The 9961-nt window shown below is 75.3% G+C and carries 5 protein-coding genes and 1 pseudogene; 4 read left to right on the top strand and 2 right to left on the bottom strand.

Going from position 1 to position 9961, the window contains the following annotated elements:
* The coding region (locus E4P40_RS23580) for a UrvD/REP family ATP-dependent DNA helicase (protein ID WP_135160811.1) at positions 1-1796 on the top strand (1796 nt) is incomplete at its 5' end.
* A 158-nt stretch (positions 1797-1954) separates the two neighbouring features.
* Complete coding sequence (locus E4P40_RS23575) at positions 1955-5155, top strand: ATP-dependent DNA helicase (protein ID WP_245160543.1); 3201 nt, start codon at positions 1955-1957, stop codon at positions 5153-5155.
* A 603-nt stretch (positions 5156-5758) separates the two neighbouring features.
* Here the strand turns inward: E4P40_RS23575 and E4P40_RS23570 are convergent.
* A complete protein-coding gene (locus E4P40_RS23570; RefSeq protein WP_135160810.1) occupies positions 5759-6610 on the bottom strand; it encodes an alpha/beta hydrolase in 852 nt (283 codons plus the stop codon).
* A gap of 57 nt (positions 6611-6667) precedes the next feature.
* On the opposite strand from E4P40_RS23570, the gene E4P40_RS23565 reads away from it, so the two are divergent.
* Together E4P40_RS23565 and E4P40_RS28665 are read left to right on the top strand one after the other, a co-directional pair.
* Positions 6668-8107, top strand: a complete 1440-nt coding sequence (locus E4P40_RS23565) for a M20/M25/M40 family metallo-hydrolase (RefSeq protein ID WP_135160809.1) — start codon at positions 6668-6670, stop codon at positions 8105-8107.
* Positions 8091-9668, top strand: a complete 1578-nt coding sequence (locus E4P40_RS28665) for a serine/threonine-protein kinase (protein ID WP_209305483.1) — start codon at positions 8091-8093, stop codon at positions 9666-9668. The genes E4P40_RS23565 and E4P40_RS28665 overlap by 17 nt, the downstream gene beginning before the upstream one ends.
* A 9-nt stretch (positions 9669-9677) precedes the next feature.
* Here the strand turns inward: E4P40_RS28665 and E4P40_RS23555 are convergent.
* Positions 9678-9961: pseudogene (locus tag E4P40_RS23555) on the bottom strand (putative protein N(5)-glutamine methyltransferase); the annotation flags it as partial.

The raw sequence follows: 9961 nt of genomic DNA, 5'->3' as shown, positions 1-9961 counted from the left end.
GATCTGCCCTCCTCGCGTCCCCGCTCGGTGGCGCGACGGTCCTCGACCTTCGGCGGCTGCGGCGCGCGGTCCGGATCGCGCTGGCCAGGCAGGGCATCGACGCCGCCGAGCGGGGCGCGCCCCTGGCGACGGCACTCACCGACGAGACGCTCCTGGAGGCCCTGCCCGACCACGTGGCCCGCCCGGCCCGGCGCGTCGCCGCCGTCCTTGATGCCGGCCGGTTCGCGCTGGCGCAGGACGGCACCGCCGAGGACGTCCTGTGGGCGATGTGGCAGCGCAGCGGCCTGGCCCTGCGCTGGGCGCGGGCGAGCGCGGCCGGCGGTCCGTCCGGCGCGGTGGCCGACCGTGACCTCGACGCCGTCGTCGCGCTGTTCGACGCCGCGGCCGGGTTCGTCGACCGCCTCCCGTCGGCCGACGTGCGGGCGTTCGTCGCCCACCTGTCGGCCCAGGAACTGCCGGGCGACAGCGGCGCGGCGCGGGCAGTGGCGGGGGAGACCGTCCGGCTGCTCACCGCCCACGCGTCCAAGGGCCTGGAGTGGGAGCTCGTGTGCGTGGCCGGCGTGCAGGAGGGCGTGTGGCCCGACCTCCGGGAGCGGACGACACTGCTCGGCACCGAGGAACTCGTGGAGCGCGTGTCCGGCATCGACGGGACCGCGGTCGACCGCCGGACCCTCGCCCTGGCCGAGGAGCGGCGGCTGTTCTACGTCGCGTGCACCCGCGCCCGGCGGCGGCTGGTGGTGACGGCGGTGGAGGGCGCCCTCGACGGGGCGGATGCCGGCGCGACCGCCTCCCGCTTCCTCGACCTGGTCGCGCCGCCGCCGGAGGACGGCCGGCCGCTGACGGAGCTGCCGCGCTCCCTGACCCTGCCGGCCCTGGTCGCCGACCTGCGCCGTGCGCTGACCGATCCCCACACTTCGGCACACCGCCGGTCAGCGGCAGCGTCGGTGCTCCGCCGCCTGGCCGACGAGGGGGTCCCCGGCGCGTCGCCCTCGCACTGGTGGGGTCTGGCCCCGCTGTCCGACCACGCCCCGCTGGTGCCGGAGAAGGACGCCGTCCGGGTCCGCCCCTCGGCGATCGAGACCTTCCAGCGGTGCCCGCTGCGGTGGGTCCTGGGCGCGGTCGGGGCGGAGGCGTCGCCGGACACCACCCGGACCGTGGGCTCGGCCGTGCACGCCGTGGCCCAGCAGGTGGCCGACGGGCTCCCGCCGGCGGACGCGCCGGCTGTGCTCGCCGCCGAACTGGACCAGCTCGATCTCGGCCCAGGTTGGTCCGACCAGCGACAGCGGCAGTCGGCGCAGGACATGCTGGAGCGCTTCCTGTGCTGGCACACCGCCGAGGGCCGGGAGCTGATCGCCGCCGAGGTGGACTTCGACGTCACGGTCGGCCGCGCCCGCCTGCGGGGGCAGGTCGACCGGCTGGAGCGCGACGGCGACGGACGCCTGGTCGTCGTCGACATCAAGACGGGGAAGACCGCGGCCCGGAACACCGAGGAGCACGGGCAGCTGGCGGCCTATCAGGTGGCGGTGGCGGCCGGCGCCTTCGCCGACCACGGCACCGTGCCCGGCGGCGCGGCGCTGCTGCAGGTCGGCACTGGCGCCAAGGCCAAGGAGCAGCACCAGGAGCCGTTGCCCGTCGACGTACCGCTCGGCGAGACGTGGGCCGGCGACCTGATCGCGGAGGTGGGTGCGGGCATGGGCGGGGCGACCTTCGAGGTGCGCACCGGATCGCACTGCTCCCGGTGCCCCGCACGGCGCAGCTGCCCGTTGCAGGAGCCCGGCCGGCAGGTGACCGGGTGAAGCCGGCGTCCCGGTTGGCCAGGCCCCGTTCAGGGTTCCCTCGCGAGCCTGCGAGCGGAGGGGAGGACGGGGTCCTTCAACAGCTCTCGTTCGACGACCTGTTCGGCGACGGGCCCGCCGAGGCACCGGCACCGCGCCGGTTGCTCGATCCGGCCGAGGTGGCCAGCCGCTGCGGGCTGCCCTACGCGCCCTCCGCGGAGCAGGCGCGGGTGGTCTCCGCGCCGCCCGACCGGCCGCTCGTCGTCGTGGCCGGTGCCGGCTCCGGCAAGACCGAGACCATGGCGGCCCGGGTGTCGTGGCTGGTGGCCAACCAGATCGTGGCGCCCGAGGAGATCCTCGGCCTGACCTTCACCCGCAAGGCGGCCAGCGAGCTCAACGAACGGGTACGGCTGCGGCTGGGCGCGTTGGCCCGCCACCCGGAGACCGACGACGATCTCCGCCGCCGGCTCGATCTCGCCCAGCCCACCGTCTCGACGTACCACGGCTACGCGGCCGCGCTGGTCGCCGAGCACGGGTTGCGCATCGGCGTCGAGCCCGGGGCCGGGGTCCTGGGCCCGGCGATGTGCTGGGGGCAGGCGGCCACCGTGGTCGCGGCCTACACCGGCGACATGGACGACGTCCCGCTCACCCTCCTCACGACGGTCGAGGACGTGCTGGCACTCGCCGCCGACCTGGGCGAGCACGACATCAGCCCGGGCGCGCTGCGGGCCTGGACCGCCCGCCTGGAGGCGCAGATCCACGCGTACGCGGACGCACCGCGCAAGAAGGGGCCGTACGCGCCGGTGCTGGAGATGCTCGCCCGGCAGAAGGCCCGCGTGGCGCTGCTGCCGCTCGTCGAGGCGTTCGAGGCGCGCAAGCGGTCCGCCGGGGCGATCGACTACGCCGACCAGGTGGCCTACGCGGCGCGCATCGCCGTCGCCTCCGCCGAGGTCGGGCGCCGCGAGCGCGCCCGCTGGAAGGTCGTGCTCCTCGACGAGTACCAGGACACCAGCGTCGGCCAGCTGCGGATGCTCGAGGCGCTGTTCGGCCGGGACGCCGGCCACCCGGTGCTGGCGGTCGGTGATCCGCGGCAGTCGATCTACGGCTGGCGCGGCGCCTCGGCCGGCACCATCGAGCGCTTCGCGCGCACCTTCCCCGGTGTTCCCGGGCGACCGGCCGAGCGGCTCACGCTGGCCACGAGCTGGCGCAACGACGACGCCGTCCTCGCCGTGGCCAACGCCGTCTCGGGGATGCTGCCGCCGCCGGCCCAGCCGCTGCCCGACCTGGCGCCGTCCCCGACGGCCGGCCGTGGAGCGGTCACCGTGGGGCTCTACGAGACCGTGGCCGAGGAGACCGAGGCGCTCGCCGACCGGCTGGCCGCGTGCTGGCATGCCGACGACCAGGCGCGCCGCCCGACCGTCGCCGTCCTCGCGCGAGCCCGCAAGCAGCTGCCCGGCATCGCGGCGGCGCTGCGCGAGCGCGGCCTCCCCGTGGAGGTCGTGGGGCTCGGTGGGCTGCTCGAGGTGCCCGAGGTCTCCGACGTCGTGGCGACCCTGACCGTCCTCGTCGACCCGACCGCCGGCGACGCGCTCGGCCGGCTGGTCACCGGCGCCCGCTGGCGGATCGGGCCCCGCGACCTCGCGGCGCTCGAGTCGCGGGCCCGCACCCTCGTGCACTCCCGGCGGCCCGCTCCGGCCACCGGGTCCGCCGCCGTGGAGGCGCCGCAGGAGCGGGGCAGCATCGTCGAGGCGCTCGACGACCTCGGCGGTCCGGAGGCGTACTCGCCGGAGGGCTACCGCCGGCTGCGGCGGCTCGGCGCTGAGCTCGCGCACCTGCGCGGGCGGCTCAGCGAGTCGCTTCCCGACCTGGTCGACGAGGTCGCCCGCACCCTGGGGCTGGAGACCGAGCTGGCCAGCGCCCCGGGCGCGAGCCCCGCGGGAGCGCGGGCCCACCTCGACGCGCTGCACGGCGTCGCCGCCGAGTTCACGGAGCTGGCCGAGCTGCCCTCCCTGCCCGCCTTCCTCGGCTACCTGAAGGACGCCGAGGAACGGGAACGGGGCCTGGAACCGGGCGAGGTCGCGGTCAATCCCGAGGCGGTGCAGCTGCTGACCGGGCACTCCGCCAAGGGGCTGGAGTGGGACGTCGTCGCCGTGCCCGGGCTGACCATGGACCAGTTCCCGTCGAAGGCCGACACGAGCGATTCCTGGATCCGGGACCCCGGCGCCGTGCCCGCCGATCTGCGGCTCACCGACCGGGAGGAACTGCCCCGCCTCCGGCTGCCGGTGCCCGGCTCCGGCGACCAGGCCGCGGTCAGGGCAGCCCTGGAGGACTACGTCCAGGCGTGGAAGGACTTCGGGACGGCGGAGGAGATCCGCCTCGGCTACGTCGCGGTCACCCGCGCCCGGCACCTCCTGATCTGCTCCGGGAGCTGGTGGCGGGACGGCGTGAAGCCGTGCGGGCCGTCGTCGCTGCTGCACACCGTCCGCCAGGCGTGCGAGGACGGCGCCGGCACGGTCGTGCACTGGGCCGAGGCACCGGAGGACGGCGCGACGAACCCGGCGCTGGAGGAGTGGCCGGTCGGCGTGTGGCCGGCGGATCCGCTGTCGTCCGGACGGCGGCGTGCCCTGGGCGCCGCGGCCGAGCAGGTGGCGGCTGCCGCGCCGCACCCGCTCGACCCGGAGCTGCTGCTCGACGGCGACGACCCGCAGCTCGGGCAGTGGGTGCGGGACGCGGACCTGCTGCTGCGCGAGCGCGCCCGGCACGCCAGCCCGACCGTCGACGTCCCGCTGCCCTCGCACCTCTCGGTCTCGGCGCTGGTGACGCTGCGCCGCGACCCCGCCGAACTGGCCCGCCGGCTGCGCCGGCCGATGCCGGCCGCACCCGCGCCCCAGGCCCGGCGCGGCACCGCCTTCCACGCCTGGCTGGAGGAGCGGTTCGGGGCGGCGAAGCTCGTGGACCTCGACGAGCTGCCCGGTTCGGGCGACGAGTTCGCCGCCCCCGACGACCGGCTCACCGAGCTGCAGGAGGCGTTCCTCGCCAGCGAGTGGGCCGACCGCCAGCCGGTCGAGGTCGAGGTGCCGTTCGAGACGCCGCTCGGCCCACTGACGCTGCGCGGCCGGATCGACGCGGTCTACGCCGACGCCGACGCCGACGGCAGCTTCGAGGTGATCGACTGGAAGACCGGGCCACCGCCGTCCGGTGCCGATCTGGTGGCGGCCGGTGTGCAGCTGGCCGCCTACCGGCTGGGCTGGTCGCGGCTGACCGGCGTCCCGGTCGAGCGGGTGAGTGCCGGCTTCCACCACGTCGCCGCCGGTGTCACGCTGCGCCCCGTCGACCTGCTCGACGAGACGGGGCTGCTGAACCTGGTCGCAGGCGCATGACGCTGACCCTGACGGCGATGAGCGGGCTGCTCGTCGTCCGGTGTGTCCCAAGCGGCCCGCACATCCCACACGGCGGGTTCGGGAGCGGCCGCGTAGACCCTAGGGAGTAGCGGGAGAAGGGCCTTCGACTCTGGAGACGGGAGGTCGAAAGACGTAGCGTTCCTCATGGCCAAGAAGCCTGTGGTATGCCGACTCGGCGTCCATTCTTACGTGTACGCGCATCCTCGCGACGAGCACCAGGGGCCGGATCAACATCGAGATCAGGTATGCCGCCGCTGCGGAAAGGGTCGCGACGACCACTTGATCGGCCTTCCGGCTAACCCTCCGCCTGGCCTTGGGCCCACCATCTTCGGGTGACGTTGCTGAGGCTCTGAGACAGCAGTGAGCCCCGCCGTCGTGGTGAACAGGCGGGGCCAGTCCGACGCCCCACAGGGGTCGCCGCGCCCGTGGGGACGGCGATGACCTGGCTGGGCAGCTGGAAGCCGCCTCGCAGAACGCACCCGTCCAACTGATGTTCTCCGGGGACAGAGCGGCCATGGTGCAGACCGGCGGGTGAGGCGTCCGGAGCGCCCGGTCCCGTCCGTCGAACGCGAGACCGTGGTCTCAGGTGGAGGAGATGCGATCCAGGATCGCGGACGCCAGTTCCTCGGGCGCCTGCTCCGGGATCCAGTGCGTCACCCCGGACAGCTCGACGTACCGGTAGTCGCCGGTGACGTGGTTCGAGCACGCCTCCGCCGCCGTCCGTCCGATGGCGACGTCTCCGTTGCTCCAGACGTACGTGGTCGGCACCTCGATGGCATCCACCCGGGTGTCCGAGCTCATCGCCCGGTACCAGTTGAGCGCCGCCGTCAGCGCGCCCGGCGCCGACAGCACCGCGACGTACTCGTCGATCGCCTCGGCCGGCACCCCCGTCTCGCCGTCGCTGCCGGACAGCATCCGGCGCAGCCGCCGGGCGTCGTCGCCTAGCAGCACCTCCTCGGCCTTGCCCGCCTGCCAGAAGAGCCGGATGTAGCCCGAGCGCTCCTTCTGCTCCGGGTCGGCCCGGAACGCGGCCGTGTAGGCCGCCGGGTGCGGCACCGACACCGCCGTCAGCGACCGCACCCGGTCCGGGTGCCACGCGGCCAGGGTCCACGCGACGTTCGCGCCCCAGTCGTGCCCGACGACGTCGGCCCGCGGCACGTCCATCGCCGTCATCAGGTCGGCGGTCACCTGCGCCAGGTTCTGCGCCGAGTAGGCGGCCACCTCGTCGGGGCGCGCACCGGGGGAGTAGCCCAGCTGGTCGGGGGCGTACGTCCGCAACCCGGCCTGCGTCAGGATCGGCGTGACCGCGGCCCACGACGCCGAGGTCTGCGGGAAGCCGTGCAGCAGCAGGACCGGCCGCCCGTCCTCGGGGCCGTCGGCCCGGACGTCGAAGGTCAGGTCACCGACGTCGATGCGCAGCAGCTCTCCGGGCATGCCCCGGACGCTATCCGGGCGGCGGGCCGGCCGCTGGCGGCACTACCGTCCAGACCCGTGCCCAGCAGTGCCGAACGCGACTTCGTCCACGCCCACATCGACGACCTGCACGCCGACCTCGACGCGTGGGTGCGGATCCCGTCGATCTCCGCCGACCCGTCCTTCGCCCCCGAGGTCGAGCGCAGCGCCACCTGGCTGGCCGAGGCGCTCCGTCGCACGGGCTTCCCGACCGTCGAGATCTGGCCGACGCCGGGTGCACCCGCCGTCTTCGCCGAGTGGCCGTCCGCGGACGACGGGGCACCCGTCGCCCTCGTGTACGGCCACCACGACGTGCAGCCGGTCGACCCCGTGGAACTCTGGGTGCACCCGCCGTTCGAGCCCACCCGGGTGGACGGCCCCGACGGCCCCGAGCTGCACGGCCGCGGCGCCAGCGACGACAAGGGCGTCCTCGTCGTCCACCTGCTCGGTCTCCGGGCCCACCTGGCGGCGACCGGCCGCGACACCCCCGCCGTGACGGTCAAGGTGCTCATCGAGGGCGAGGAGGAGTCCGGCTCGCCGCACTTCGCCGCGCTCCTCGAGGAGCACCAGGACCGACTCGCCTGCGACGTCGTCGTGGTCAGCGACACCGGCATGGCCGCACCCGACATCCCCAGCGCCGTGACCGCCATGCGCGGGCTGGCCGATGCCGAGATCACCCTGCGCGGCCCGGCGGTCGACCTGCACTCGGGCTCCTTCGGCGGCGCCGTGCCGAATCCGCTGCACGCCATGGCGTCCCTGCTCGCCGCCCTGCACGACGACCAGGGCCGGGTGACCCTCCCGGGCTTCTACGACAAGGTCCGTCCCCTCGGCGAGCGCGAGCGTGAGCTCATGGGCCGCGTGCCCTTCGACGAGCAGGCGTGGCTCGCCGGCCCGGCCGCGTCCCGCGTCGCCACCGGTGAGCAGGGCTTCACCACTCTCGAGCGCACCGGCGCCCGCCCGACCGCGGAGGTCAACGGCATGTGGGGCGGCTACACCGGCCCCGGCCACAAGACGATCATCCCGGCCGAGGCGCACGCGAAGGTCACCTTCCGGCTGGTGGCAGACCAGCGTCCCGAGGACGTCGCCGAGCAGGTGCGGGCCTGGGTGGACGCGCACCTGCCGGAGGGCATCGAGGCCGAGGTGCACGCCCCGCCCGGAGGGGTCGCCCCCTGCGCCAGCGACCTCGGCTCGCCGTGGATGGACGCGCTGCTGAACTCGATCGCGCAGGCCTTCGACACCGATCCGGGGTCGGTCCTGTTCACCCGCGAGGGCGGCAGCGGCCCTGAGGCCGACCTGGCCGAGATCCTGCGTGCGCCCCTGCTGTTCCTCGGCGTCGGGCTGCCCAACGACCGCATCCACTCGCCGAACGAGCGGGTGCTGCTGCCGATGCTCACCCGCGGCGCGGAGGCAGCGGCGCACCTCTGGCGCGAGCTCGCGGCGCTGCGGCCCCGGGACCGGGTCGATGCCGCCGGCCACTGATCCGCCCGGAGGGGACCCTCCGACCGAGGAGCGGTTCGGGCCGTACCGGATCCTCGGCGTCCTCGGGGACGGCGGCATGGGACGCGTCCTCCGGGCCCACGACGCCGAGCACGAGCGCGACGTGGCGCTCAAGGTCCTCCATCCGCAGTGGGCGCGGGACGAGGGCTACCGCAGCCGGTTCCGCCGCGAGGCGCGGATCGCCGCCCGCCTGAGCGAACCGCACGTCATCCCCATCCACCGGTACGGGGAGATCGACGGGCAGTTGTTCCTCGACATGCGGCTGGTCGAGGGGGAGGACCTCGACTCGCTGCTGCGCCGGGGCGGTCCGATGGAGCCGGCGCGGGCCGTCGACGTCGTGGGTCAGATCGGGCGGGCGCTGGACGCCGCCCACGCCGGTGGGCTCGTGCACCGAGACGTCAAGCCGTCCAACGTGCTGCTGGTCGCCCGCGGCGACGACCGCGACCTGACCACCTCGGCGGCCGGCGAGGACTTCGCCTACCTCGCCGACTTCGGCATCGCCCGCGGCGCCGATCCGGGAACCGGCCCGACCCTGACCGCCAGCGGGACGGCGATCGGCAGCACCGACTACATGGCGCCGGAGCGCTTCGGTTCGGCGACGGCCGACGCCCGCTCCGACGTCTACTCCCTGGCGTGCGTGCTCTTCGAGCTGCTCACCGGCCGGCGTCCCTTCGCGCCGGGCGACCCGGTGGCCCTCATGCACGCCCACCTGCACCAGCAGCCCCCGGCGCCCTCGCAGGTCCGGCCGTCCGTGCCGGCCGCTCTGGACGCCGTCGTGCTGCGCGGGCTGGCGAAGAACCCCGACCACCGCTGGCAGTCGGCCGGGGAGCTGGCGACGGCGGCCCGGTCGGTGCTCGCCGCCAGCGGCGTCCCCGTTCCCGACCCCGGCGTCCGTCGAGCACCGGACAACGGGGAGCCGCGGCCGGCCGGCGGGCCCGCCGGGACAGGTGCGGCGAAGCAGCTATGGATCACCCGCCTGGCCTGGGCGGTCGCCGCGCTCACCGTGCTGGCGGTGCTGCTCCTCACGGCCCTGCTCGTGGTCACCGACCGGCGGGCCGACGACGCCGTCGACGACGCGGCGGACGCCGCCCAGCGCCTGCTGCGGCTCTCCCTGCCGCGGGACGTGGACCCGGGCGGCTGCACCGTCGAGGCGCCGGCCGGCGACGAGCTGCGCAGCCTCAGCTGCCCCGCGGAGGGACAGGCCGACGACGTGCCGACCGGCACCTACAGCGTGCTCGCGGGGGACGGCGCCGCCGAGGCCTTCGACTCGGCCGTCGAGGACAGCGGGGCGGAGGAACTGGAGGATCTCTTCGAGTGCGGGAGCGGCGAGCAGCCGCAGGGCTGGGTGGTGCTCCGGAACGTCGACGACGAGCCGCTCGGCCGGCTGTCCTGCACCGTGGACGACGAGGGCGACTCGGAGCTGCGGTGGATCTGGGACGACCTCGGCACCCTGGGCTTCGTCGAGCTGCGGGGCGGTGGGGAGGACGGACTCGGTTCATTGCGCTCGTGGTGGTCCGACGGCGCCGACCGCGGTCTGCTCTGAGCCCGGGACCTACCCGTTGCGGCCGATCACGACCGTCGCCCCGAGCTCGTCGTCGGTGGCGACGCGCGGGAGGAGGCCGCCGGCTGCGACGGCTGCCACGGCCGCGGCCACCTGGGCCTCCCCGGTCTCGAAGAGCAGCGACCCACCCGGTGCCAGCCAGGACGACGCGCCGTCGATGACCCGCCGGGCGACGGCAAGCCCGTCCGTTCCGCCGTCCAGCGCCTCCCGCGGCTCGTGCAGCCGTGCCTCCGGGGGCATCAGCGCGAGGGCGTCGCTCGGCACGTAGGGCACGT

The sequence above is a fragment of the Blastococcus sp. CT_GayMR20 genome (genome assembly GCF_004570345.1).
The sequence above is the reverse complement of the archived record's forward strand: the minus strand, read 5'-3'. Positions and strand labels throughout refer to the sequence as shown.

Bases quoted from the DNA above. Each gene is read 5' to 3' on its own strand.
- E4P40_RS23570 (WP_135160810.1), bottom strand. From the start codon at position 6,610: ATGCCCGGAGAGCTGCTGCGCATCGACGTCGGTGACCTGACCTTCGAC.
- E4P40_RS28665 (WP_209305483.1), top strand. From the start codon at position 8,091: ATGCCGCCGGCCACTGATCCGCCCGGAGGGGACCCTCCGACCGAGGAG.